The sequence below is a fragment of the Orientia tsutsugamushi str. Boryong genome (assembly GCF_000063545.1).
GTDB classification, from domain to species: domain Bacteria; phylum Pseudomonadota; class Alphaproteobacteria; order Rickettsiales; family Rickettsiaceae; genus Orientia; species Orientia tsutsugamushi_C.
In genome coordinates this window covers 146,730-173,537 of record NC_009488.1, presented here as the reverse complement: position 1 = coordinate 173,537, position 26,808 = coordinate 146,730, and the positions used below count along the sequence as shown (strand labels likewise).

Annotated in this window: 21 protein-coding genes, 1 tRNA gene and 9 pseudogenes; 18 read left to right on the top strand and 13 right to left on the bottom strand. The window is 29.5% G+C overall.

The annotated features are described in order from the left end of the window. Nucleotides 1-503 precede the first annotated feature (503 nt). Nucleotides 504-1,745: a tyrosine--tRNA ligase gene (gene tyrS / locus OTBS_RS00855; RefSeq protein WP_011944314.1), complete on the top strand. Its 1,242-nt coding sequence runs from the start codon at nt 504-506 to the stop codon at nt 1,743-1,745. Between the two features lie 656 nt (nt 1,746-2,401). On the opposite strand, the pseudogene OTBS_RS13665 reads toward tyrS, so the two are convergent. Further along, nucleotides 2,402-2,494: pseudogene (locus OTBS_RS13665) on the bottom strand (IS5/IS1182 family transposase); the annotation flags it as partial. 496 nt (nt 2,495-2,990) lie between these two features. Then, nucleotides 2,991-3,433: pseudogene (locus OTBS_RS10105) on the bottom strand (transposase); the annotation flags it as partial. A 177-nt stretch (nt 3,434-3,610) separates the two neighbouring features. On the opposite strand from OTBS_RS10105, the gene OTBS_RS00845 reads away from it, so the two are divergent. From OTBS_RS00845 to OTBS_RS18135, 3 genes and pseudogenes are all read left to right on the top strand, one after another. After that, nucleotides 3,611-4,078: a hypothetical protein gene (locus OTBS_RS00845; protein WP_041621079.1), complete on the top strand. Its 468-nt coding sequence runs from the start codon at nt 3,611-3,613 to the stop codon at nt 4,076-4,078. Nucleotides 4,079-4,437: 359 nt separating this feature from the next. After that, nucleotides 4,438-5,814, top strand: a pseudogene (locus tag OTBS_RS00840) (replicative DNA helicase). Further along, nucleotides 5,811-6,092, top strand: a pseudogene (locus OTBS_RS18135) (conjugal transfer protein TraC); the annotation flags it as partial. The pseudogenes OTBS_RS00840 and OTBS_RS18135, both read left to right, overlap by 4 nt. A gap of 42 nt (nt 6,093-6,134) precedes the next feature. Here OTBS_RS18135 and OTBS_RS15690 read toward each other — a convergent pair. From OTBS_RS15690 to OTBS_RS13650, 5 genes and pseudogenes are all read right to left on the bottom strand, one after another. Further along, nucleotides 6,135-6,290 carry a hypothetical protein gene (locus OTBS_RS15690; RefSeq protein WP_232488831.1) on the bottom strand — a complete coding sequence of 52 codons (156 nt, stop codon included), beginning with the start codon at nt 6,288-6,290 and terminating at the stop codon, nt 6,135-6,137. Next, nucleotides 6,277-6,372, bottom strand: a pseudogene (locus OTBS_RS13655) (IS5/IS1182 family transposase); the annotation flags it as partial. The gene OTBS_RS15690 and the pseudogene OTBS_RS13655, both read right to left, overlap by 14 nt. Then, nucleotides 6,356-6,871 (bottom strand): ankyrin repeat domain-containing protein, encoded by a 516-nt coding sequence (locus tag OTBS_RS10100; protein ID WP_050897489.1) that lies wholly within the window; start codon nt 6,869-6,871, stop codon nt 6,356-6,358. The gene OTBS_RS10100 and the pseudogene OTBS_RS13655, both read right to left, overlap by 17 nt. Next, entirely contained in the window at nt 6,858-7,154 is a 297-nt protein-coding gene (locus tag OTBS_RS10975) for an ankyrin repeat domain-containing protein (protein WP_269763927.1), read from the bottom strand. The genes OTBS_RS10100 and OTBS_RS10975 overlap by 14 nt, the downstream gene beginning before the upstream one ends. A 54-nt stretch (nt 7,155-7,208) precedes the next feature. Then, nucleotides 7,209-7,304, bottom strand: a pseudogene (locus OTBS_RS13650) (IS5/IS1182 family transposase); the annotation flags it as partial. Between the two features lie 469 nt (nt 7,305-7,773). On the opposite strand from OTBS_RS13650, the gene OTBS_RS00825 reads away from it, so the two are divergent. Continuing rightward, nucleotides 7,774-8,061, top strand: a complete 288-nt coding sequence (locus OTBS_RS00825) for a hypothetical protein (RefSeq protein WP_011944312.1) — start codon at nt 7,774-7,776, stop codon at nt 8,059-8,061. Nucleotides 8,062-8,360: 299 nt separating this feature from the next. Here the strand turns inward: OTBS_RS00825 and OTBS_RS13645 are convergent. Beyond that, nucleotides 8,361-8,456, bottom strand: a pseudogene (locus OTBS_RS13645) (IS5/IS1182 family transposase); the annotation flags it as partial. Nucleotides 8,457-8,673: 217 nt separating this feature from the next. On the opposite strand from OTBS_RS13645, the gene OTBS_RS00820 reads away from it, so the two are divergent. From OTBS_RS00820 to OTBS_RS00800, 5 genes and pseudogenes are all read left to right on the top strand, one after another. Continuing rightward, on the top strand, nt 8,674-9,114 hold the full coding sequence (locus OTBS_RS00820) for a helix-turn-helix domain-containing protein (protein ID WP_011944311.1): 441 nt from the start codon (nt 8,674-8,676) through the stop codon (nt 9,112-9,114). Nucleotides 9,115-9,508: 394 nt separating this feature from the next. Next, nucleotides 9,509-9,604, top strand: a pseudogene (locus tag OTBS_RS13640) (IS5/IS1182 family transposase); the annotation flags it as partial. 834 nt (nt 9,605-10,438) lie between these two features. Continuing rightward, nucleotides 10,439-11,347 (top strand): tRNA pseudouridine(55) synthase TruB, encoded by a 909-nt coding sequence (gene truB / locus OTBS_RS00810; protein ID WP_041621077.1) that lies wholly within the window; start codon nt 10,439-10,441, stop codon nt 11,345-11,347. 23 nt (nt 11,348-11,370) lie between these two features. Beyond that, complete coding sequence (gene rpsO, locus OTBS_RS00805) at nt 11,371-11,640, top strand: 30S ribosomal protein S15 (RefSeq protein WP_011944309.1); 270 nt, start codon at nt 11,371-11,373, stop codon at nt 11,638-11,640. Between the two features lie 318 nt (nt 11,641-11,958). Continuing rightward, nucleotides 11,959-14,181, top strand: a complete 2,223-nt coding sequence (locus OTBS_RS00800; RefSeq protein ID WP_011944308.1) for a polyribonucleotide nucleotidyltransferase — start codon at nt 11,959-11,961, stop codon at nt 14,179-14,181. Between the two features lie 100 nt (nt 14,182-14,281). On the opposite strand, the gene OTBS_RS00795 is transcribed toward OTBS_RS00800, so the two are convergent. The 3 genes from OTBS_RS00795 to OTBS_RS00785 form a co-directional block, all read right to left on the bottom strand. Continuing rightward, nucleotides 14,282-15,517, bottom strand: coding sequence for a hypothetical protein (locus tag OTBS_RS00795; RefSeq protein ID WP_011944307.1), 1,236 nt, complete (start codon nt 15,515-15,517; stop codon nt 14,282-14,284). Nucleotides 15,518-15,595: 78 nt separating this feature from the next. Beyond that, nucleotides 15,596-16,303 (bottom strand): DUF5394 family protein, encoded by a 708-nt coding sequence (locus OTBS_RS00790; RefSeq protein WP_011944306.1) that lies wholly within the window; start codon nt 16,301-16,303, stop codon nt 15,596-15,598. A gap of 42 nt (nt 16,304-16,345) precedes the next feature. Beyond that, entirely contained in the window at nt 16,346-16,897 is a 552-nt protein-coding gene (locus tag OTBS_RS00785; RefSeq protein ID WP_232488830.1) for a DUF5394 family protein, read from the bottom strand. A gap of 154 nt (nt 16,898-17,051) precedes the next feature. Between OTBS_RS00785 and OTBS_RS18130 the strand changes: the two are divergent. Continuing rightward, a pseudogene (locus OTBS_RS18130) lies at nt 17,052-17,144 on the top strand (DNA helicase); the annotation flags it as partial. Between the two features lie 19 nt (nt 17,145-17,163). Here OTBS_RS18130 and OTBS_RS00780 read toward each other — a convergent pair. Further along, nucleotides 17,164-18,426: an MFS transporter gene (locus OTBS_RS00780; RefSeq protein ID WP_041621406.1), complete on the bottom strand. Its 1,263-nt coding sequence runs from the start codon at nt 18,424-18,426 to the stop codon at nt 17,164-17,166. 94 nt (nt 18,427-18,520) lie between these two features. Here OTBS_RS00780 and OTBS_RS00775 point away from each other — a divergent pair, with 94 nt between their 5' ends. Beyond that, complete coding sequence (locus tag OTBS_RS00775; RefSeq protein ID WP_041621076.1) at nt 18,521-19,027, top strand: DNA polymerase III subunit chi; 507 nt, start codon at nt 18,521-18,523, stop codon at nt 19,025-19,027. A gap of 28 nt (nt 19,028-19,055) precedes the next feature. Here OTBS_RS00775 and rpsU read toward each other — a convergent pair whose 3' ends face one another. Then, entirely contained in the window at nt 19,056-19,262 is a 207-nt protein-coding gene (gene rpsU, locus OTBS_RS00770; RefSeq protein ID WP_011944303.1) for a 30S ribosomal protein S21, read from the bottom strand. A 158-nt stretch (nt 19,263-19,420) separates the two neighbouring features. Here rpsU and OTBS_RS00765 point away from each other — a divergent pair, with 158 nt between their 5' ends. The 6 genes from OTBS_RS00765 (at nt 19,421) to sucC (ending at nt 26,794) form a co-directional block, all read left to right on the top strand. Beyond that, complete coding sequence (locus OTBS_RS00765; RefSeq protein ID WP_011944302.1) at nt 19,421-20,038, top strand: COQ9 family protein; 618 nt, start codon at nt 19,421-19,423, stop codon at nt 20,036-20,038. A gap of 36 nt (nt 20,039-20,074) precedes the next feature. Continuing rightward, a complete protein-coding gene (gene ileS, locus OTBS_RS00760) occupies nt 20,075-23,278 on the top strand; it encodes an isoleucine--tRNA ligase (RefSeq protein ID WP_011944301.1) in 3,204 nt (1,067 codons plus the stop codon). Nucleotides 23,279-23,419: 141 nt separating this feature from the next. After that, nucleotides 23,420-24,004, top strand: coding sequence for a cell cycle transcriptional regulator TrcR (locus tag OTBS_RS00755; protein WP_011944300.1), 585 nt, complete (start codon nt 23,420-23,422; stop codon nt 24,002-24,004). A gap of 79 nt (nt 24,005-24,083) precedes the next feature. Further along, nucleotides 24,084-24,158, top strand: a tRNA-Gln gene (locus OTBS_RS00750). A 210-nt stretch (nt 24,159-24,368) separates the two neighbouring features. Beyond that, complete coding sequence (locus OTBS_RS00745) at nt 24,369-25,577, top strand: FAD-dependent monooxygenase (RefSeq protein WP_041621074.1); 1,209 nt, start codon at nt 24,369-24,371, stop codon at nt 25,575-25,577. 56 nt (nt 25,578-25,633) lie between these two features. Next, on the top strand, nt 25,634-26,794 hold the full coding sequence (gene sucC, locus OTBS_RS00740; protein WP_011944298.1) for an ADP-forming succinate--CoA ligase subunit beta: 1,161 nt from the start codon (nt 25,634-25,636) through the stop codon (nt 26,792-26,794). The last annotated feature ends 14 nt before the right edge of the window (nt 26,795-26,808 follow it).

The window sequence follows — 26,808 nt, the reverse complement described above, 5'->3', positions numbered from 1 at the left end:
TTTACTAGCAAATACTTTTGTAACAATAAGAAATATTTTTAAGTAATATTATCAACTATAAATTCAAGTTGTTTGATTAAAAATTAGTACTCAAACTAGCCAAATATTAGACATAAATTCACGCTATATTTCTGCAATTGACATCAAGATATTATTGTCATATTGACAAATAATATTAATATAGCTACAGTTAAGTTTATATATCAACTCAAACTAGAAAAAACTAAATAGCAGCTTTTATAAAGCTTATAAAGCTCACAATAACTCTTAATCTAACTTATTTCTTCTAGTTAGTTAAATCCCATCTTAAATATGAAAGGTCCTATCATAGTACTGTTCTTATGGATGGAAAGTGTTACTGCGCTTACCTACCAGCTTATTTTCTCCTATCATCATTTTTCAATTTATCATAATTTGGTGTGTTGGGTAATTTTATTGACTGATTCACTATCTATCTTTATTATTCTATCTAGTAGTAAGGTTTACATAACAAAAATAAAATCATGCATTTTATAAACGAATTCATTAATCGAGGTTATTTTTATCAATCTACTGACCTTACAAGGCTAACACAAATTAGTAATAGTAGCCAGATAGTAGCTTATATTGGTTTTGACTGCACAGCTCAGTCTTTGCACGTTGGAAATCTTATGCAGATAATGATATTAAGGCTATTACAGCAATGCGGCCATAAGTCTATAGTTGTTATTGGAGGAGCTACTACTAAAATTGGTGATCCATCTGAAAAAGATAAACTGCGTAGAATTATAACTAATGATGAGATACAGCAAAATATATCTGGAATTAAAAGATCACTACAAAAATTTATTAAATTTGATGAAACGAAAAATGACGTATTACTATTAAACAATCAGGAATGGCTAGATTCTATCAACTATATTAATTTTCTTCGGGACTATGGTAGAGCATTTTCAGTAAACAAGATGTTAACCATGAATTCTGTTAAATCAAGGCTAGAGCGGCACACTCCTTTAAGCTTTTTAGAATTTAACTATATGCTGTTACAAGCATATGATTTTTACTATCTAAATAAATATTACAACTGCAATCTTCAAATTGGAGGTAGTGACCAATGGGGCAATATCACTATGGGCGTAGATTTAGTTAAAAAATTAAGTAATAATGAAGTATTTGGCTTAACAACTCCATTAATGACAAACTCATCTGGAGAAAAAATGGGAAAAACAGTTAATGGGGCTGTTTGGTTAAATGAAGATATGTGTTCTCCATACAATTATTTTCAATATTGGGGAAATATAGAAGACAATGATGTAATACGCTTTGCTAAGTTGTATGGCGAATTTTCTGAAATAGAGCTATCTAAGCTTACAGAATTACTCTTCAATAATGTCAACGAGGCCAAAAAGCAAATCGCTTATAAAATCACTTTATTATGCCATGGAAGGGATGAAGCAAATAAAGCACTTAATACTGCAATTCAAATGTTTGAGCATAAAAAAGCTGACGAAAATTTGCCAACATTTACTATAAAAGACTGCAATAATTTAAAGGTTGGTATACCAATCACTGAATTATTAGTAACAATTGGGTTAGCTAAAACTAAATCTGAGGGAAAAAGATTAATTCAAGGTAATGGAATAAGAATCAACAATATAAAAGTTAATAACATAAACTTAGTTGTGCAATTGCAGGATTTTATAGGTCAAGTGATTACAGTTTCATTAGGCAAAAAATGCCATATTTTAGTCAAAATAGCTAAATAGCATCTTGTTTTAAACATAGTTAAAATCATTGATAGTCAGACAGAAGTAAGATAAAACAAAAGTTTGTATAAAATAATTCAAACTTGCAAAAGAAACAGATATTTTGTTAAGTTAAAAAACATAAGCAAAAAATATACTTCACTAGAGTATCAATTAAAAAAGATCTAAGTTATAATAATAAATGGTTGATATAAGTGATAGACAATATAGGATGAGTTAGCAGTACATGCTTTTTTATGCTTATGTATAGTGGAACATATATTTTGTACTTCTTATTCATATTACAAAAAAAGTCTTATATTAACATGAATTCAATATAAGAAGATAGAATAGAGATAGTAGAAATATTATATTGACTCCACAATGGCTTTCTGTATGTGATAATTATGTGATAATTCAAGAATTTATAAGCACAAAATATTTCAAAATATAGGACATGAGTAAAATGCTTCTACAGGATAATTTTTGAATATAAGATGCGTATGCTGCATATATCTAAGCCACTATAAAACAGTTATATTATATCCACTTCATGTTTAAGTGGATATAACTAACCTAACTATAAGAAATAGTTAGAGTAAGAGTTATTATGAGCTTTATACGCTTTATAAAAGCTGCTATTTAATTTATTAGACCTCTTTCGAATTCGAAACTGGTTAAAGTAGTTCAAAATTATAAATGCCAGAGATCAAATTAAATCTAAAACCGAATCTTTTACGTCTATTTTGATATTTATCAGCAATAATTTTGAGCTACGTTAACCAGTAAAGAGGTCTATTCTCGTTTGGGATGATATATAAATTTAATTATAGCTGTATTAATATTATTTGTCAATATGACAATAATATCTTGATGTTAATTGTGAAAATATAGCACAAATTTATATCTAATATTTGGCTAGTTAGAGTGCTAATTTTTAATCAAACAACTTGAATTTATAGTTGATAAACCTAGAGTAACTATCAGTTGATAATATTGCTTAAAAATATTTCTTATTGTTATAAAAGTATTTGCTATTAAATAAAAATCATACCATAAGCTATAGGTTTAAGCCAATTTTAAAAATTAATAAGTTATTATTTAATTACTTCAATTTAAAATTTATAAAGTGTGATAAATATGGCAGTAATAGTATTTAAAATTTATGCAAGCAGCATTAAATAAAATAAAAGCACCAACCAAAGAAGAAAAAATATTCAAGTTTAGAGATACAAAAGAAAGGAACTTACCTTTTATAACGTCAATTTAGGATAAGAAGTCAGGAGAAGAAGAGATAAGATGGGGATTAAGTTTAGAGATAGAATAACTAGCAAGAGAAGCAATTATATGAACAAAAGGAGAAGGGTGTCTAGTATGCTCTAAATGCATATGTTTTTTTAGTACATTAAAGACAGACTCAATTAAAGAACGTTTATTTAATAACTGCTTATCTTGTATGTCCAATAAATATGTTTTCATATCTTTACGAAGATTAGTAAATAAACGTAGACCATTGGTCAGCAGTTGATGAAATAACTCTTTAGATATGTAAGCTTTATCACCAAACAATTTACCAGATAAGCAGAAAAAACTGAAGATACAGATAATAGGTCGCTTTTATTGCTTTTAGTAATTTTAACTGACATTATGTAATTCATCTATATCTTTGTTGTAATAGATATTTCGCCTTTATTATTGATTATAACATGATCTATAGGCAAAATTGGTCTTCTAAGGCAGATAGTATAAGTATGAAGATTTATATAGGTTTGGTATAAAAATTTTTTTCAACCTATTTTCAACCTTTTGCATAAAAATTTGAGGGCAATTTGTAAAAAAACTATTTTTTAAAACACCTACTATAGCTGTATTTTTGGAGATGAAAAATGCGCCCTGTAGTATTCGATTTTTTAACTAATAGTTGTAATATTATTAAAAATAATAGTAACAATAATGACACAATATTTTATAACTTTATTGGAAATATCATTCCACCAGAATGGAGAAAGCTAAGTGGAGATAATGGAAAAGCATTAAGTAAAACATCTAAACAGCTTTTATCATTTATAGTATTTAGACTACATATCTATTACAACAAAGATATAGATGAATTACAGGAAAGTTATCAACTTTATGAAGATAAGCTGAATGTTGGTCAAAGAAGAGTTAGGCAATGCTTAGTAGAATTAAGATATGCAGGTTTTATTGAAGTTGAAAATATGACAATAATTAAAGACAATGTTAAGTTACGTAATGTACCTTACATAAAACTTCTAAAAAATTTTCAGCACTATAGTGAAAAAGGAAAAGAAGAAAATATAGCCTTATCAGAAAAAAATTTCGCTCCAACATGAAAGAAATTTCAGGTCAACCTGAAACTTTTTTCAGGGACATATATAGATATATAAAAAAAATCTAAAATATCTAGATCTACTGAAGGTGAGTTAGTAGAGAATAAAAAAAAATGAAAATGAAGAACAAAATTTTCAAAATGTTGATGATTTTGAAAATGATGCACAGATTTTAACTAAAAATTGTAATCAAGGCATTGAATCAATAATAACAAATATTCTCAAGTCAAAGCTAAAACAGGATTTGCTGATAGTTGCATTAGAAACAACTGTATGCAAGGTCTTGAATATGCTTTTAAAGCTCAAGGGTTTTCTTTCGAGTTAGTTAAGTTTAGTAATTTTAATAAAATTTAAAGGGTGATATGGAAAAAGATTTAACTATTGCAAAGATTGCTCCAAGTAATATTCAGGCAGAGCAAATGATACTTGGAGCAATTCTGATTAACAATCGTGCGCTATATAACATTAACGAATTTTTACTGCCTGAACATTTTTATGAACCATTACATGGTAAAATATATAAGTCAATTAATCTCATTATTAGTAAAGGAATTAGTGCTACTGTAATTTCGCTCAAAAATATGCTAGGCAATGAACTCGCTTTTGAGGAAATAGGTGGAGTAGATTATCTAGCTAAACTTACAACTTTAGCATTAAGTATAGTTAATGTTAATGAATACGGCAAAATAGTATATGATCTCGCACTGCGGCGTTATTTAATTGAAATTGCAGAAAAAATAGCAACGAATGCATATTCTTCTACTTTAGCAGATACAGCTATCAGTAAGATCGAAACTGCTGAATCTCAATTATATGATCTAGCTTCAAGAGGAACTTTAAGTCAAGGATTTATAAAATTATAAACTTCAATTGAAGAATCATGGACATCAATTTCATCTGCTATTAAAAATAAAAACTCTATTAACGGTATTAGTAGTGGACTACCTGACCTTGATTCAAAGCTTGGAGGATTTAAAAATTCTGACCTAATAATATTAGCTGGCAGGCCCTCAATGGGTAAAACTGCTTTAGGAGTTAACTTAGCAATAAATGCTTGTAAATATTTTCTTACTCAAAAAAATACTAAAGATAATGTACCATCAGTTGGCTTCTTTTCTTTAGAAATGTCATCTCAGCAAATCTCTACTCGAATTCTTTCTATAGAATCTGAAATTAATAGCTCTGCATTATTTAACGGTAAAATAGGTGAACAAGATGTTGATAAGTTAAAGACTGTACAAAATGAAATACAAAAGTGGAATTTTTTTATAGATGATGCTCCTGCAATCTCGATATCTGCAATTAGATCTCGAGCTCGTAGACTTAAACGTACTCATAATTTAGCAATATTATTTATTGATTATTTACAGCTAATAAAAATTGATTCCAGAGGAAGTCAGTATAATAGAGTACACGAGATTTATGAAATTACTCAGAGCTTAAAAGCTCTTGCTAAAGAACTTAATATTCCAGTAATTGCATTATCTCAATTATCTAGAGCTGTAGAACAAAGGTCGGATAAAAAGCCTATTCTCTCAGATCTAAGAGAATCAGGTTCAATTGAACAAGATGCAGATATTGTAATGCTTATATATAGAGAAGAGTATTATTTATCTAGATCAGAACTGCATCCAGATTCTATGGAATACGAAGAATGGTTCACAAAACAAAATAAATGTTATAACACTGCTGAAATAATTGTTGCTAAACACCGTAATGGGCCAGTTGGTACAGTATAGAATTTGACATGAAAAATCCTGTATCAATTAATCCATTTTCAGAAGTACAAGAGGATGACAGTGCAAAGTCTATAGAGGCTAGATCAGACTTTTTATCTAACTTTCCATCTATTTTAGCTACCATGGCTGTACCTCAGTATGGAACAAGCGATCTACAGCAACCAATGTTGCAGAGAGCTTTGACACTTATGCTATTCTCTGTCATATATATCATGTGCTCCTTCAACTTAGGCTTCAGCCTAAGCTTCTGCTGTGTCATTATGTTGAAGTTTTGTTAAATTATTATCACTTAAATTCTCTAATATTATCAGTTTTACTTCTTATGGTAAGTGAAACCAAGATATCTGAATTTCTTGATGAGAATCCTGATTGGATTCAAATATCTCATCCATTGATTCAACTGCGCCTTGTAGCAGCTTAGCTCTTTCTTTCCCTTCTTTAATAGACTTCTTTCGAAACTGGTTAAGGTAGTTCAAAATTATAAATGCAAGAGATCAAATTAAATCTAAGACCGAATCTTTTAGGTCTATTTCGATATTTGTCAGCAATAATTTTGAACTACCTTAACCAGTTTCGAAAGAAGTCTAATAGATTTTTCAATAAAGGAAGAGTATATGGAAAATTTATTCTGATACTTTACAACATAAGGATTATTAGCGCATCTTGCTAGCGTATTTATATCTTTTTTTTGCAGCATAAATATATCAAAAAAAGATAAATTCTTTCTAATATTGATGCTTTTCATTTCCTGTATTTTTTGTAAGCATTTCTGTTTTATAGCAGTAAGTATTTGAGATTCATCTATACATGCTTTATTTTTTATAAAACCTTCTGAAGTAATATTTATATTATAAGATTCTATCTTAACAGTATAAGCAATCAAGGATTTTATTATTACTTCATTTTGATGCTGAGCTGATACTGCGGCAATAAGAGGAGTTTCATCAAAGGCATTGAGTGAATTTATATCAGCTCCACAAGCTAATAAATAATCTACATTCTGTTCATGGCCTTTTTCAGTAGCAATATGTAAAGCAGTAGTGTTATAGACTACCACTTAGATTTATATCAGCTCCATAAGCTAATAGAGTATCTATTATTTTAATATCACGTACTAAGGCATAGTGTAAAGCAGCAAGATGGTGATAATTTTTATAATTTACATCAGCACCATGAGATAACAGAAGCTTTATAATCTCTATGTATCCTTTTGCAACAGCATAATACAAAGAAGTATTAAAGTAAGTATCTTTTATATTAACGTCGATATTATTGTCTGCTGAAAGAAGACGTTTTACCTCTTCTATGTTGCCATCTTTAACAGCTCTATGTAAAGCAATATGAGGAATTGTTAACTTCTCCTAAATTAAATATTAGACTTCTTTCGAAACTGGTTAACGTAGTTCAAAATTATAAATACCAGAGATCAAATTAAATCTAAGACTGAATCTTTCACGTCTATTTCGATATTTATCAGCAATAATTTTGAACTACGTTAACCAGTTTCGAAAGAAGTCTATTATATAATAAATGAGCAAAAATAGACTCATTATTTATAAACTGTTACTTTAAAATATATATTACATCTTAGAATATTATTATTCATTAAATGGACGATAATTGCAACTTAAAATTGATTTATGTGATAATATAGGTTAAATTACTATATCTCTGTACTTTGCAAACAGTTCAATGCATGATACTAATACTTCCAGTAGAATAATAGACCTCTTTCGAAAGCTGATAAATATCAAAATAGACGTAAAAGATTAGGTCTTAGATTTAATTTGATCTCTGGCATTTATAATGCTGAATTAGTCTTGTCTGAAGCGTTGAAGCTGTATCAGGATAATAAAGATATCATAAAATTAATTCATACAATCATTTACTCTGATAATAGACAATTTGTAAAAGCTTTTAGAAGCACTGACTACAGATGAAGTCAAAGAAAATTTTCGTATGGCATTTCAACATAAGGTAAATAATATTTTGGGAATTGAACATATGACTTTAATTGATAACTTAAAATTAATTAGAGTTGACAATCTAAATACTAATATCGCATTAGCATTATGCAATGAAGAACGAGAATTTTTAGCAGAATCTAAAGCTAGATATTTGATCAATGCAGGAGTGATAAAACCAAATTCTAAAAAATCTCAAGCAATGGTAGATAAAGACTTATCATATTGGCTTAGAGTATCATATTCTATTGAAGAATACAGTTTTCTATACTATGGGATATAATTCTATTACTAAAAAATGCTTGCTTATGGATGTATTTATAAACGAGTCGCTGTTAGATACAACACCTATAGATTGAAATAACCAATCTAATACTAAAACAAATTGAGACTCTATAGCAGAAAAATATATAGTACAGAAACTATTTGCTAGTACCCTGAAAGATTCTGACTTTTATTTAAATAAAGAAATACTTTTAGTTATTAAGGAAGCATTACTTCAATCTATTGAGCAAACTCTTAAAGATGATTTCTTAGATAATTCTCCATTGCCTTTAGATATTAGACCTCTTTCGAAACTGGTTAAGGTAGTTCAAAATTATAGATGCCAGAGATCAAATTAAATCTAAGACCGAATCTTTTAAGTCTATTTTGATGTTTATCAGCAATAATTTTGAACTACCTTAACCAGTTTCGAAAGAGGTCTATTTAACTATCGACACAGTATCTAATACTTGATTTGTATCTAATTTTAAAATACAAGGCTTATTACACTGTGCATAAGAGATAATTTTTAAGTAAAAATAAATAACTTTATAAATAAAATTATTGCTTGATTTTTATTGAATCTAATCTATAAATTAATGGCGAAGGTGAACTATAAAGTGAAGTAATTATGGCTACTAGTCCTAACCCTAACTCTAATACTAAAGTTGATTCAATTGATTTATACGTCAGTAAGCGTCTTAAAATGCGTCGTGTAATACTTGGGCTTAGCCAAAAAAAGCTAGCTGAAGCAGTAGATGTAAGTATACAACAGATTCAGAAATACGAAAAATCAACAAATCGTATATCTAGCGGTAAGTTATACAGTTTGGCAAATTTATTAAAGGTTCCAATAGGCTATTTCTTTGAAAATGCAAGTAGTTATACTGATTGCAAGAATAATGTTAATACAATATCTATATTTGCTGAAGATCAAGAGAATTTTCTATCAGATGATACTGTGACGGAAAAAGAAGTATTAAATCTTATTAAAGCCTTTAATGAAGTTAAGAATTCACATGTTAGAAAAAAAATTATTGACTTAGTAAAGAGTATTAAAGCTATGGAATAATTTGATTAGGTTTTATGACGTACTTCTATTATAAATCTATACATGAGATTTAAAAGAATATCAATGGAATTATTAAAGCATAAGATATTGTATGAAACATCCTATAATTTATCCAAGAAGCACTTAACATAATTTCATATTTTAATGCCAATGATTCAAGTGCATATCCGAAATAATAATTTTATAAAAACTTATATCTTTTTTAACACTGTATTTAGAATGTTGTTATCTTTCTCTGTATTAATACATTACCTGAAAGGAAAAGATATAATTCTGGAGAATAAGTTGGAAGATATAATAATTTACACTCTATACGGATTCTATTAAAGATTTTTTAACTACAACTGTTTTATAAAAACTTATATTAGACCTCTTTCGAAACTGGTTAAGGTAGTTCAAAATTATTGCTGACAAATGTCGAAATAGACGTAAAAGATTCGGTCTTAGATTTAATTTGATCTCTGGCATTTATAATTTTGATCTACCTTAACCAGTTTCGAAAGAGGTCTATTATCTAATATTACTGTTTGTATATGTTGATAAACTTTTTCACATAACACCTCCTACCTATAGAGTTATGCATAGTTACTGAGTTTATGATTAGCATCCATCAAAAAGAACCAATGTTATAATAGTGGCATTAGTAGATAAATCACTGCTAACTGTATCAATTTTTGACTGCAATGTTATTAATATTGCTATTTTAAACTGTTGGATAGAACAGGACTTAATTCCGAAATTGCCTAATAATTCTGTAGTTGTGATAAATAATGCAAGTTTTCATAAAAGCCCGCATTTAATAAAAAAAACTATAATAGAAAAAGATAGACATATATTTAGAGTATTTACCTCCTTATTTTCCTGATTTAAATTCTATTAAAAAAATTGTTTCAAGCTAAATCAAAAAAATATTTAATAATGCAAATAAATGCTTGAGAATGGTAAAGGCAATATTTAACAATGCAATAGCATTAGAATATTAATAGATGAAAATCATGCTAATTTGATAAAAATGAATAAAAAGCAATCAAGGGATAGGTATTAACTAAGGAAGAAGTGTTAAGGTTTTTTAGCATAGATACAGATGAGAATCCAAGATGCTAAATGTTTTTGTATATAAGCTTATATACTTGAGCCAATAGAAGCAATGTATTAAGGATGCGTTGAAAAAATATAAAACTATAAGATACACAAAAAGATGTTGCAAGAAACTTGTTAAAGTCTTACTTTCAAATTGATTTTATTTTTCTTCAATAGAAATGCTATTTTAGTTGCTAATATTCATAGATAATTATATAATTTATAAATCATTAAATAACTTTAAATGAAAAGCAAAATTAATGGATGGATTAACTTATATAAGCCAGCTGGTATAAGTTCAGCACAAGCTGTAGCAAAAATTAAACACTGGCTTAATTTTGCTAAAGTCGGACATGCTGGTACACTTGATGTTGAAGCAGAAGGAGTGCTGCCAATAGCAATTGGAGAAGCTACTAAGTTAGTTCAATATTTAATGGAAGCAACAAAAGAATATCATTTTACCATGAAGTTTGGCGCTAAAACTGATAGTGGAGATGTATCAGGTAAGGTAGTGCAAGTAACTAGCAATATACCTACTTATGATGAATGTTTATCAGTAACAAAGAAGTTTATTGGTGAAATTGTTCAGGTTCCACCAAGCTATTCTGCATTAAAAATCAATGGTGTTAGAGCATATAATCTTGCTAGAAGTGGGCATAAAGTAATTCTTTCTCCTAGGAAAGTGAAAATTTTTAGCCTAAAATTGGAGTCTTATGATTCGATAAACCTTACAGCAACATATTCAACTGAATGTTCAAAAGGTACTTATATCAGAACTTTAAGTCAAGATATAGCTTTATGCTTGCAAAGCTTAAGTTTTGTGGTAAAATTAGCTCGTACTCGAGTAGGATGTTTTAATTATGGGCATAGTAGTCTTTATCTAAATGCATTGAATAGTTTTAGCGAAGCTAAAGCTAAAGCCTACCTTAAGGATGGTATTATGGATGCTAAATGTGTATTAAGTAACATTCCATCACTAAGTATAGATGATGTAGTAGCAAGGCAAATTTATTTCGGGCAACTATTACAGCTACCTAAAGTACGTAATTGTCCGTTGGTATGGTTACAATATAATAATCAGCTAATTGCAATAGGGAAGGTTGAGGATGGTTATTTTAGATCATCAAAAGTATTTAATTTTATAACTTTATAAGAAGATGTAAGGATTTTATTAATATGTCAATTACAGTTGAACGCAAAAAAGCACTAATTAGCGAATATGCAGATTTAGAAAACAATACTGGTTCAGTTGAAGTTCAGTGTGCAATTTTAACTGAACGGATTATTAACTTAACACAGCACTGTAAAATTAATTTTAAAGATTTTCATTCTAAGCGTGGCTTATTAATGTTGGTTAGTAGCCGTAGAAAATTACTAAGTTATTTGAAGAAAAAAGATTTGAATAGATATACTCAACTTATTAATAGGTTAGGGCTTCGTAAGTAAGAAGGTTGAATTTATTTGATTATTATATAACTTATAGCAGCAAGTGAAAGTAAGAGTTTATATAAGGTTTTTGTATTTTCTAAGCCTATAATTTTGAGTAATAAAGCAATCAATAACTAAGTTGCATATTATTTGTAAATAAGCAACTTTCTTTTTTGGTAATGATTAACCTATCAAAATGATAAAACGGTTAACAGGCAATGTTTTAGATAGGAGACTAAAAAAATATAATTAATTAAAGTTCTATATAAAGTTAGAATAGAGAAGTATTTTAGAATATTTATAAAAGTTTTTAGGGGGTTTTAAGGATAACAAATTATGTTTAATGAAATACTAAAAAAAGTTGATTGGCATGGTAATGTGCTATCTCTAAGTACTGGCAAGATAGCGCGCAATGCTGACGGAGCAGTTTTGGCATCAATGGGCAACACGTCAGTGTTATGTACAGTAGTTTTTGATAAAAACACAAAGAAGGATATGGATTTTTTCCCGTTAGGTGTTTATTACAGAGAAATGGCATATGCTGCTGGTAAAATTCCAGGAGGCTTTATAAAAAAAGAAGGCAAATTTTCTGAATATGAAGTATTAGTATCAAGATTAATAGACCGTTCTATTCGTCCACTTTTTGATTCTAACTTTCGTAATGATACTCAGATTATTTGTACAGTGATGTCATATGATCCAAGATATAGTCCTGATATTTTAGCAATTATTGGCAGTTCTGCTGCATTGGCAATTTCTGGAATTCCAATCGTAAAACCTATTGGGGCTGCTAGAGTTGGAATAGTTAATGATGAATTTATATTAAATCCTGTAATTCATGATAATACAGGAGTCAATGAGCTTGATTTAGTAGTTGCGGCTACTTTTGATTCAGTTACCATGATAGAGGCTCAGGCTTGTGAAATTGATGAAGAAAAAATGTTAGCTGCTATAGAGTTTGGATATAAATCACTAAAACCTGTAATTAACGCTATTGAGGAAATAAAATCAAGCATTAGAAAGGATATTTTTGAAGTTACAGCTAGACCGCATCTAAGGTATAATGATGAAATACTTAAGCATTTTAGCTCTGATATTAAATCAGCACTTTTACTACAAACTAAGAATGAACGTAATCAACAGCTGCAATTAATACAGCAAAAAGTTATTGATTATTTTTCCAGTAAAGCTAATAGTGAAGCTAATGATGGTGATGATATTTTAAATATAGAAAAAGCTTTGGATGATGCGAAATCCAAAATATTTAGAGATTTAGTATTACAAAACAAAACCAGAATTGGCAATAGAGCTGTAGATGAAATTAGGCCTATTATTTGTGAAGCTGGTTTATTTAATACAGTGCATGGATCTGCGCTATTTACTCGGGGTGATACTCAAAGCTTAGCAACAATTACATTAGGTAGTAGTACTGATGAACAAATAGTTGAGCAGTTAAATAAGTGCGAAAGGCAGAATTTTTTACTAGATTATATCTTTTTACCTTATTCAGTTGGCGAAATTTCGCCACTAAGAGCTGCTAGTAGAAGAGAAATAGGCCATGGCTGGTTAGCTAAAAAAGCTATTCAACTTGTTATTCCTAGCAAAGATGTATTTCCATATACTATTAGAATCGTATCAGAAATTACTCAATCTGATGGATCTTCTTCAATGGCAACAGTATGCAGCGCTTCGCTTAGCTTAATGGAAGCTGGAGTTCCAATAAAAACACATGTTGCAGGTATTGCTATGGGGCTAGTTTTAGGTGAGGGCAATAAGTTTGAGATTTTATCTGATATATCTGGTTGTGAAGATCATTTAGGAGATATGGATTTTAAAGTAGCAAGTACTAAAAACGGTATTACAGCTTTGCAATTAGATATTAAAGTTCAAGGAATTAATTTATCTATGATCGAGAGCACCTTTCGACAAGCTAAAATTGGTATAAATCATATATTAAATGTTATGAATAATACTATTAGTTGCCCTAAATCAGAACTAAGTACATATGCACCAATGGTTCAAACATTAGAAATTCAAAAAGAAAAAATTCGTGATGTTATTGGATTAGGCGGTAAAGTTATTAAAGAGCTTTGCAAAACTTTTGATGTTGAAATTGATATTAGTGAAAACGGAGAAGTTAAGGTTTGGGGAAATGTAGGTGAAAATGTAAAAAAAGCAGTACAAAGTATTGAAAATATTGTGTTCGTTCCACAAATAGGGGATATCTTTGATGGGGAAGTAGTTAAGGTTATTGAATCTGGAGCATTTATAAAATATGTGACTGGTCGAGATGGATTCGTGCATATTAGTGAAATTAATGATACGCATATAAAAGATATTAATGCACATGTAAAATTAGGTGATAAGGTAAAAGTCAAAATTATTGGAATTGATCATAAGAATCGTGTTAAATTAACTTTGAGAACAGATAAAGAACATTGCAAGAACAAAAATGAGCAGTATAATGATATTACTACAACAACAGGCGGTGTAAAGAAAAAGATTAAAATCGCTCCCAAGGAAGCAGCAGTAATTTCTAATAGAAAATATTTTGATTAATAACAAACAACACATTAGGGAAGGGGAGTAATATTAGAAGTTTAGTCAGTTTTTTTCAAGAAATATCAAGAAATGTTGTGACATACTTTATACTCCTATTTTATAAGCCTCGATCTGTAGTAGATGGGCTGCTTTTTCTAGCAGTATACTTATCTCTATGTGTAGTACTACTACATTCTTTATTATCTGCATCTATACTTCTTGCAGCTGATTGTAGCTGTAACTTTGACAACTCTGATTGCGTTAACTCAACAAAATATGAAAGTAAAGATGGATCGCATCTAAATTCATAAGCCATTTGAGAAATAAGTATACTACTATCAACACTGCTTTTTAATGCAGGCCAGCAAGCATTGCGAAGACTTTTATCTTGTACAATAAAATCACTTATTTTTAGCGAGTCACTTAACATTTGATCTGGTATAGATTTATGCTCTTTGAAATAACCAGTATTTTTAAAAAATTGATGCGTATTGCACAAGGATCGCATTTCATGAGATAGATTTTCTTGATAATGTTGACCTACAATGTCAACGCCATGCTGTAATAACCGCTTAGCAAAGTAGGTGTTATTACGTGTAATAGCTGCATCTAGAAAAGTTAACCACTCATGTTCTTGTGAATACTTTAGATTTAACCCGCTATTGAATAATAATTCTGCGCTTTCTTGGCAATCTCGATCTAGCAAACGAAACATCAGTGTGTGCGCTGTACTAGGATCGAAGTTTAAAAGTTTTCTAGAATCACCGCTGTTTTTCAGAACACAGCTAATTCTTTTACTAGATTCCTTATCATTTGTATTATCTGCATTTATTCCAATAAGACCTAGATAGTGATCACAGAGCTCCATTTTTGCAGCTTCAAATCTAGTTTCGTCATTTTTATGTTGATATCTTAGATTAGTTTTAATAACATAATCAAGCAAAATATCTAGTAGATTAGCTGCATTCTGTTGTGGATGCATTAATATTTCGCTAATTACAGGATGAACAACCATGCCTCCAAAAACTGAGTTGGCTGTTTGTTTATTAAGTCTACCTTGTGCAGAAAAATCCATTGCTATGCGACTACAATATTGCGCCTCATTAATAGGAAAGTCGCTATTTAAAAATAATGCTGCATACCTATCAGAGTTTTTACAGTTTTCCATATTTTCACAAAAAGATATAAACTCCGATACTAACTCTTCTGAAACTCTTGAGCATAATTCGCTAGCAGCAGCAAGCTCGTCTGAAAATCCGCCACGAGTTTTAACTAATATTCTTGCTTGTAAATGTTGCCTATTCTGTATTAATTCAACTACCTCTTGAACTAATGCAATATCCTCTGGATTCATGGTAAATCAGCATTTCCTTTATAAGTTTTTATTACTACAATAACACAATTCTAAGTAGAAAATCAATATTTTATTTTATTATCTATTTCTTCCTCCTTTATCTTTATCTCCTCTTTCAGCAGATTTTTTATGAAATTTCATTGCTTGTAATTTATTATTATAATAACTAACATCATTTTTATTGCCTCCACCATACTTGAGTGCATATTTTGCACCTCCAATTATTAAATTATGAATAAAATTACTCAAACGTGTTTCTCCTGCAATACGTCTTGGATTAAGCAGTTTATAGACTTCATATATTGCAAATCTTTTTAGATTTTTCTTTAGTTCTGCTCTAGACGGTTCAGAAATATATTCTAAGTTATCTTTATTTTGCTCTAAATCTTGATTTTCTTCTGCTAAGGTTCTTGTGTGCTTATATATTAACTCTTTACTTATTTTAGCAATTTGCTTAGTAATTTGCTGTTCAAGCTCTTGAGTTAATTTTATAGATGTAGAGCCTGAAGAATTACTAAGCAGTAATTTTTTAATTAATAGTATAATGTTTGTTTGCAGCTTTGATACATCTTGATTAATTTCAAAGTTACTAATTAATGCTTCTAATTCAGCTTCAAATTCTGCATTATTTTTTAATTTTTGGTAAAACTCATTGACCAAGTTATCAGAGGAAGTATCTTGACTAGAAGTAAAGATAGATTCTTTAGTCAAATTATTAGTATCTTCTTCATCAGGGTTATTTTTTAATTTATCATCATTATTATCGTCATTATTATCGTCAATCATAGCATAAATTCAGAATAAGGATTTATAAGAGCTTATAATATATCATATTTCAGCAGATTTTTTATGAAATTTCATTGCTTGTAATTTATTATTATAATAACTAACATCATTTTTATTGCCTCCACCATACTTGAGTGCATATTTTGCACCTCCAATTATTAAATTATGAATAAAATTACTCAAACGTGTTTCTCCTGCAATACGTCTTGGATTAAGCAGTTTATAGACTTCATATATTGCAAATCTTTTTAGATTTTTCTTTAGTTCTGCTCTAGACGGTTCAGAAATATATTCTAAGTTATCTTTATTTTGCTCTAAATCTTGATTTTCTTCTGCTAAGGTTCTTGTGTGCTTATATATTAACTCTTTACTTATTTTAGCAATTTGCTTAGTAATTTGCTGTTCAAGCTCTTGAGTTAATTTTATAGATGTAGAGCCTGAAGAATTACTAAGCAGTAATTTTTTAATTAATAGTATAATGTTTGTTTGCAGCTTTGATACATCTTGATTAATTTCAAAGTTACTAATTAATGCTTCTAATTCAGCTTCAAATTCTGCATTATTTTTTAATTTTTGGTAAAACTCATTGACCAAGTTATCAGAGGAAGTATCTTGACTAGATTATTATCGTCAATCATAGCATAAATTTGGTTTAAATTAAAGTAGGTAGAAAAAGTTGTAGTAAAAAAACAGCAATCATCAAAAGTTATATAATTAATATTATGGAAAATAGCACTCAAAAAAATACTCTCGAGCTCGTAGACTTAAACGTACTCATAATTTAGCAATATTATTTATTGATTATTTACAGCTAATAAAAATTGATAACAGAAGAAGTCAGTCAGGTTTAATTTTCATTTTCAAGGTTTACAAGATGTTTTCTGACGATAGATATCTATTAAAAGAAATGAAACTGCACAAATGCATACTGCTGTTATGTAAATTGCTGGAGCTATAAGATCATTAAAATATTGCCATAACGCTAAGCATATTGCGATGCTACTGCGGCCCCAGAATTCACAGCCAATAACATACCCAATTCCTATAAATAAATATTTGTTACCATCAACTTTTTGAACCAACCACACATTTAATAATGATGTAAAAACTACTCCACAAAATATTATCCAGCATTTGATTAAAATAATGACTTGTAATGTTAACTTTGGAAGATAAGTAAAGCATGGTATTATCGTTACAGCAAATAGTATTACTGCTAATAACATCCATATTTTATAATTATTACTCCGTATTATATGCCCTATAGCTACTATCATAGCAGCATCAAAATACATAAGTACATTACTATATGCAAGTATTTCTGTACGAGAAATATTACTAATTAAAGGTATAATATTATCTAATATAACAAATGGAACAGCATAAGTAATATAACTTAATCCATGCAAGCACGAAACTTTTAATAATAAGAAAAATTTAGATGATATGGTCTGATTAGATTTTGAAGAATGCGTCATAACATTTTTGTGATATGCAGTATAATTGACACTATTGCTATTTGAAAATATTACTAACCTAAGACATAATCCAATAATTCCAGTTAGCATTCCTAAAGCAAAAGCATATCGCCAGTTCGCAAATGATTCTGTGCTGCTACTTATTATAGTAGCAATAGCAGAAGCCAATATAATACCTATCATCGTTGAGCACTGGTAATAGCTATTAGCTTTAATAAACTCTTTACTTTTAACTGTATTAAATATAAGTATAGACGATATACCTACTTCTCCAGCTGCAAAAAACCCTTGTGTAACTTTAGCTAGAATTAACAAAATTGTAGCTGCTATACCAATAGATTCATAACTTGGAATAATAGAAACAGAAAAAGTTGAAAAAGCTACTCCGCTTAGAGTAATTAACAACACTTTCCTAGGATCAATAATATTAACTAACCATCCAAAAAACCATGCACCTACTGGCTTAGCAATAATGGTACAGGATGAGAACAAACTATGCACTACAATCAGAGAAATAACTTCGCTCTCAAAGTCAAGAAAATTACTCGCTAAGTATGGAGCTAGAAATATGTATAAAGCTGTGTTATAATGATCTAGGGCATTACCAAGCAAGACTAATAAAAAGGTTTTATTAGATTGAAACATCAATATTATTAAGTATTTACATAAAGTATTTTATATTTTTGCATATCATCTATACTTATTAATTGATTTTTTACTAACCTAAAAAAATAATTAAATGATTAAGAGCATAAATTTTTACTGTACATTAACTGAACTATTTAATCAAACTCTTTGTAAGTTATTGGAAAAATGTTATTCGACTTCTTTGAACACAATTACATTAGTAGATGAAAAAAAAACTGAAGAAGCTATAAATAATACTTTATGGTCTTTTAGTTCTACATCGTTTATTCCTCATGGTTGTAGTACCGATCCTGAACCTAGTAGTCAACCAATATATATCACGACTAATTATGAAAATCCCAATCAAGCTAAGATATTAGTACTAGTAATATTAAGCTCCAACTGCTGTAATGCTAACTATGATAACAACATAAGTTATTTTCAACAATTTGAAAGAATACTAATAATATTTAAGGAAAATGACAATAAATTGATAGATTACATGAATAATTATTACCATAGGCTTAAACAAGATGGATATTTGCCAAGTTACTTTAAGCAAAAACAACATAAGAATAAGCAAGGTCAATGGCAACTATTAACTGATGAATTAATTTAAGATAAATTCTTGAATTAAATATGATTTACTATTCTTCCATCATTCGGCGCCTCATCGCCCTCTCCTTTCTGTGCCTACGCTCTGATTCTTGCTTTTTTCTTACTCTCTTTACTGAAGGAGGCTCATAAAAGCGAGACATTTTCATTGAACGAAAAACAAGCTCCCTCTGCATTTTCTTTTTTAGACTTCTAATAGCCAAATCACTATTATTCGCATTAACTGGCACATGAATCACAATTTCATTACTCCTTAATCCTTAAAATATATAAAATATGCTTATTCTTGATTATTAGTAAATATAAGCTCTAATTAGTAATTTTACTTAATATTTAATTGTATTATTTGTGGTCAAAGTATATAATCAAAATCTGTTAAAGTCAATAATTGTAAACATTGATCATTGATATGGATAAGAAAAAAAGGCTAATTTTAGAACAATTAGTTGATCTAATTCCAGCACTAGGCTTAAATATAGAAGCATTATCTTTAGCATCTGAAAAGGCTGGTTTAGCTAACCATTATTGGGAAATATTATTCCCAAATGGACTAAAAGAGGTATCGTCTAACTTGGAAATTTTTTTTGATAAGCTAATGATGACTCAACTAAAGTCAATTAAAGACCCAGTTCGAACTCATCAAAAAATTATTACAGCTTTACAATATCGTATTAAATTGGTGCCACAAGAAGTTGCATCAAAACTATGTTTTTTTTATGCTATGCCAAATAATTATTCTACTGCTATAGCAAATAGTTGGGCTACTTGCAATAAAATATGGCACTATGCTAATGATAAATCAATGGATTTTAACTATTACACCAAACGTGCTTTATTAATGACAGCGTACTTACCAAGTATTGCATATTACATTACAGATAGTTCAAACGACTATCATAAAACAGATTATTTTATTACTAAAGTTATTGAAAAAATTCTCAATGCAGCTAAATTAAAGCAGAAAATCAAGTCTATAAAATTAGACGATATACCAATAGTAAGATTTTTTCTTTAAGATTAAGAAATATATTTTATATTACAGGATTCAGAAATGGCTACACGGCACAGCAGATATTATCCAGAAGTAGATACATCTCTCTCTTTACCATCTATAGAAAAAGACATTTTACATTATTGGAAAAAATATAATATTTTTATTAAATCTGTTAATTGGCATGCTGCTAAATCTGGAAAAAAAAGCAATGAATTTATTTTTTATGACGGACCACCGTTTGCTAATGGGTTGCCTCATTATGGGCACTTGCTAACTGGGTTTATCAAAGATACATATGCTAGATATCAAACAATAAAAGGGAAAAGAGTTGAGAGAAAATTTGGTTGGGATTGCCATGGATTGCCAGCAGAAATGGCTGCAGAAAAGGAACTTGGCATTTCTGGTCGTATAGCAATTACTAATTTAGGTATTGATAAATTCAATGAATATTGCCGCTCTTCAGTAATGAAGTATGCAAATCATTGGAAGGAATATGTACAGCGTCAAGCAAGATGGGTAGATTTTGATAATTCCTATAAAACAATGGATTTGAGTTTTATGGAATCAGTATTATGGGCTTTTAAACAACTATATAATAAGGGCCTAATTTACCAATCTATGCGTGTCGTCCCCTACTCCTGGGCTTGTGAAACAGCTTTATCAAACTTTGAGACTAAGCTGGATAATTCATATCGTGAACGAGAGGATAAAGCAGTAACAGTTGGTTTTATTTTGCATGAAAAACCAAAATCTGCTCCTCCAGGATTTCAAGAATATAGAGTGTTAGCTTGGACTACAACTCCCTGGACTTTGCCATCAAATCTTGCAATTGCAGTAAGAAAAGACATTGATTATATAGCAATACCATCACAGAATAAAGATATCTGCTATATATTAGGAAAATTCGCTTTAAAGAATTATGTCAAATCTCTTAATTTAACTTCAGAAAAGCAAGATATATATGTATCATTTAAAGGTGAAGAACTTGAAGGTATTCATTACCAACCATTATTTAACTATTTTTCTAACAAGCAAAATGCATTTAAAATTTTATGCGGAGATTTTATTACAGAAGAAACAGGTACTGGAATAGTACATATGGCTCCTGGTTTTGGAGAAGATGACCAGTTGTTATGTCAGCAACATAACATAGGGTTAGTCTGCCCAGTAGATAATGCAGGTAAATTTACCAAAGAAGTAACTGATTTTTTTGGTATGCAAGTATTTGATGCTAATGATAAGATTATTAATTACCTTAAAGCACAAAGTAATTGGATTAAAACTGAACAACATATACATAACTACCCTCATTGCTGGCGTACTGATACAGCATTAATATATAAAGCTGTATCATCTTGGTATGTAAAAGTTAGAGCATTTAAAGAAAGAATGGTGCAATTAAATCAACAAATCAATTGGATTCCTGAGAACGTTAAAGATGGGCTATTTGGTAAATGGATAGAGAATGCCCGTGATTGGTCAATAAGTCGTAATAGATTTTGGGGAACACCTATTCCAATATGGATTTCTAGTGATAATAATTATCCTAGAATTGATGTTTATGGATCAATTGCTGAATTAGAAAAAGATTTTGGAGTGAAAATTGATAACCTACATCGTCCATTCATAGATCAGCTTACGAGAGTAAATCCAGATGACCCAACAGGACAATCAATTATGAAACGAGTTGATGACGTTTTTGACTGTTGGTTTGAAAGTGGTTCAATGCCGTATGCTCAAGTACATTATCCATTTGAAAACAAAGAATGGTTTGAAACACACTTTCCTTCTGATTTTATTGTAGAATATGCAGCTCAAACTCGTGGATGGTTTTATACTCTTTTTGTCCTATCAACAGCATTGTTTGATCGTGTTCCATTTTTAAATTGCATATGCCATGGTGTTATTTTGGATGAAAATAGACAAAAATTATCTAAACGTCTTAACAATTATGTTGATCCTTTAGAATTATTTAATAAATATGGAGCTGATGCATTAAGATTTGCAATGCTATCATCTGGAGTAACTCGAGGTCAAGAGTTACTAATTGATAAGGATGAACAAATGGTATTTGATAGTTTACGATTACACTTGAAGCCATTATGGAATGCTTATCATTTCTTCTCTATATACGCTAATGCAGATAATATACAAGGAGAATGTATTACTTATTCAGAAAATGTACTAGATAAGTTTATTTTATCAAAACTAAAGATTGCTGTACAAAAAATAGATCAAGCATTGGCAACGTTTAACAGTGCTACTGCTTGTTCTGTATTTAGTAGTTTTATTGAGGTAATGAATAATTGGTATATTCGTCGTAGCAGACAAAGGTTTTGGAAAAATGAGAAAGATTATGATAAAAAATTAGCGTATAATGTTTTGTATACCTGCTTAAACTATATAGTCAGAGCCGCCTCACCTTTTCTACCGATGCTTTGTGAAGAAATATATCTAGGTCTATATGGCAATAAAAGAGATGGAAACATAAGTGTGCATTTGGTAGAATTTCCAAATGTTAATGATATTGAAATTGATGATCATTTAGTAACTGTAATGGATCAAATTATTACAATCTGCAGTGCTGCTCTTTATATTAGAAATACAGAAAATATTAGAACACGTCAACCTTTACAGTCTTTATCTATTATTCATTCCAAGGCTAGTCAGTTTCAGAAATTTGATTATTTAATCAAAGAGGAAGTTAATGTTAAAAACATTTTATATTACGAAAATACAAATGATTACATTAATTTTAAGCTAGTACTAAATTTTCCTCTTTTAGGAAAAAGAATACCTGAGCAGATTAAATCAGTAATACAAGCTAATAAAGCTAACAATTGGCAAAAGCTAGATGATGGAACAGTTAGATTAGGAGACATAGATCTGTTACCAGAAGAGTATTCACTAATAGCTGAACCTAAAACAAGCGATGGAGCTAAAGCGATAGGTAATGATGGAATAATTATGCTAGATCTTAGTATAACTAATGAGTTATATCTTGAAGGCATTGCTCGTGATTTAATTAGGTTAATTCAAAAAGCCAGAAAAGATGCACAGTTTCATATTTCAGATAATATTTATTTAGAAATTAGTAGTACTGGAATTGAAATTAATAATGCTATAGATAAATGCAAATCAATTATAACTCAGCAAACATTATCTAGTATATGCACTATTGATGTATATGATTATGTTTATTCTGATAAAATAGGTAATGATACTGTAACTATTAAAATAGCTAAAGCTGTAAGACATTGAATTAATGGTTTTATTGACATCTATTAGGAAAAAATGTATTTTTCTTACAATAATTTTTTTATAAGTTAGAAAAAGTTTGAGCGTTAGTAAATATGTTTATAATAGCTCAAGAATATAAACGGTTTATAAGTTATATAAATTATGGATCAAAACAAAAAAAACCCGATAATGCCAATTGCTACTGCAATTTGGTTAATCGATAACACAGCTCTAACATTTAAGCAAATTGCAGAATTCTGTGGTATGCATGAGTTGGAAATTAAAAACATTGCAAATGGTGAAGTAGCACAAGGAATAAAACCAATAAATCCAATTTTAACTAATCAACTAACTCAGGAAGAAATTGATAGATGTAGCAACAATTCAAGAGCTATATTGCAGCTTCATAAGGATGATACTGATTGCTTATTAGGTAACAAAAAAGTAAAAAAAGTAACTAGATATACGCCAATTGCAAGAAGACATGATAAACCTGATGCAATATACTGGTTATTAAGAACTTATCCTGATATTCAAGATTATCAAATTATTAAGCTAGTTGGTACTACTAAAACCACTATTAAAGCAATTCGAGAAAAAACACATTGGAATATGAAAGATATCCATGCACGTGATCCTGTATTATTAGGCCTATGTAATCAAATGGAACTGGATAGCGTTGTAAAAGACCTTTCATCAGATAATAAGTCAAAGTTAGATGCTGCAGTAGTTACTGAAGAAGCATAATTAATAATAAGTTTGTTATTCAATTGACAAAAATTATAGCATTTAATATTAATTTGTGGTATTTTACTTTGCAATAAATTGGGACGTAGCCAAGCGGTAAGGCAACGGTTTTTGGTATCGTCATGCGGTGGTTCGATCCCACCCGTCCCAGCCATCTTAGTTTATGTAATTATTTCTTTATATTTTGCTAATGATTATAATTTTAGCTTAAATTAGCTTAAAATTGATAAACTAACTCTTAAATTAATAAATACTGCTTATTCTAACTATTTCTCTGGATCGTATAATTACAGCTTTAAAATTTAGTTTACAAAGTATATCTTAATTAATTACTGTGTTCATATTTGGCAAATAGGCAACTTAAATGAAGAAAGAGGAAATAATTATATTAGGCTGTGGTTTCAATGGCATGATAACTGCACTAGGTCTAGCAAGTTACAATATTAAATCCACAATCATTGAAAAAAAAAATCTTTCAAATACAAACTATTTAGATACTAGAACAACAGCTTTAACTCAACGCTCAAAATCAATTTTTAAGAATTTTAATATTTGGAAAGATATTGAACCATATATCTCTAATATTAATGAAGTCTATGTCGTTGATAACAAATCAACAATGATGGTACATCTAAATGCCAGTAAATCAGAGTTTGATAGTATTGGGTATATGATTGAAAACAGTAACTTATATGTCAAATTAATAGAACTCGTTCAAAATAATCCTTTGATTAATGTAATTGATAATACTTCTTACGTATCGATTGATTCACATCAGCATAGTACTGCAATTGATATCAATACCAGCAGTAAAATCCATTGCGATCTCTTAATTGTTTGCGATGGCTGCAATTCAATTGCTAGAAAACAATATTTTGAATATTTGATTGATAAAGAGTATCATCAATCTGCAATAGTTTTTAACGTAAGACACCAAAAACAACACTTCGGGACTGCTGTTGAGCATTTTTTGCCTAATGGTCCGTTTGCTGCTTTACCTTTAGCTGATCAGCAGGTATCTTCAATAGTATGGGTAGAAAAGAGCAATCTAGCAACATTATACGCTCAAATGGATAAAAAATCTCTAACTAATTATGTTCAAGATAAATTTGGTTGCTCTCTTGGAAAAATTGAAATTATTACGACTCCAGTGTTATATCCATTAAAAGCTAAAATCGCAAAACAATATTATCATAATAACGTTGTATTAGTCGGAGATACTGCTCATATGATTCATCCTTTAGCTGGACAAGGGTTAAATCAAAGCATAAAAGATATTAATAGCTTAACTGATATATTATACTCAAGGAAATCATTAGGACTAGAGATGACAAGTAGTGAATTTAAACTTTATCAAAGAGATAGATTCTTGGATAATTACACAATGTATTTACTTACTGATAATCTCAATAGACTATTTTCTAATAATTTACCTTTGCTTGCTACAGTTCGTAAAATCAGCTTAGGGTTACTAGATAAATCTGTTATATTAAAAAGAATGATTATGAAATATGGTATGGGTAGCTATTCCGTTGGTTCTAAAATAATAAATATTGCAAATTATATTTTTTAAGTTACATTCAAGTAATAAATTATATTTAACACTAAAATGATTTATAGGATTAAGTAATGAATATACATGAATATCAGGCAAAGGAAATCCTTAGTAAATACAATGTTCCAATTCAGCCTGGAATTGCAATACTGAAGTATGAAGATATTGATTACGCAATTGACTCACTAGCTACTGATACATTTGTTATAAAAGCTCAAATACATGCAGGCGGTAGAAAAATAGGTGGCGGCATTAAAATATCAAATGATAAAAATGAAGCAAAAAACTTAGCAAAGAATATGTGGGGAATGAATTTAGTAACTCCACAAACTGGTCCTAAAGGACAAAAAGTGCAAAGAATATATATTGAATCTGCTGCTAAGATCAAGCTAGAGCTATACTTAGGAGCAGTGATAGATCGGTCAAATCATTGTATTACTTTTATGGCATCTTCTGCAGGAGGAATTAATATTGAAGAAGTAGCTCATACTAATCCAGATAAAATCATCAAAGTTAAGATAAATATTTTAACTGGTATACAACCATTTCATAGTCGTAAAATTATTTTTCAGCTTGGCCTTACTGGAGATTTAGCAAAACAAATGGCTAAAATAATGAGTGCAGTTTATAGCATGCTAATTAATACTGATGCTACTCAAGTTGAAATTAATCCTCTAATTATTACTTTGGACGATAAACTAATAGCACTTGATGCTAAAATAAACTTTGATGATAGTGCTTTGTTTAGGCAGCCATTAATTCAAGGAATGCGTGATGAAGATGAAGAAGATCATCTAGAGTTAAGAGCTACTAAAGCTGATTTAAGTTATGTTAGAATGAATGGCAATATTGGATGTATGGTTAATGGGGCTGGTCTAGCAATGGCCACTATGGATATTATTAAGCTTTATGGGGCAGAACCAGCTAATTTCCTGGATGTTGGAGGAAGTGCTGATAAGAAAAGAGTAGCAGAGGCCTTAAAAATTATATCATCTGATCAAAATGTTAAAGGAATATTAATTAACATTTTTGGAGGAATTATGCGATGTGATATTATTGCTGAAGGAGTATTAGCAGCAGCTAAGGAAATAAATTTATCTATACCTTTGGTTGTTAGATTAGCTGGTACTAACTTTGAACTTGGTAAAGAAATATTAAGTAATTCAAAATTACAAATAGTAGCAGCTAATGATTTAGATGATGCTGCTAGAAAAATAGTTGAAGCAGTTAGTTAAATAAGGAAAAATGT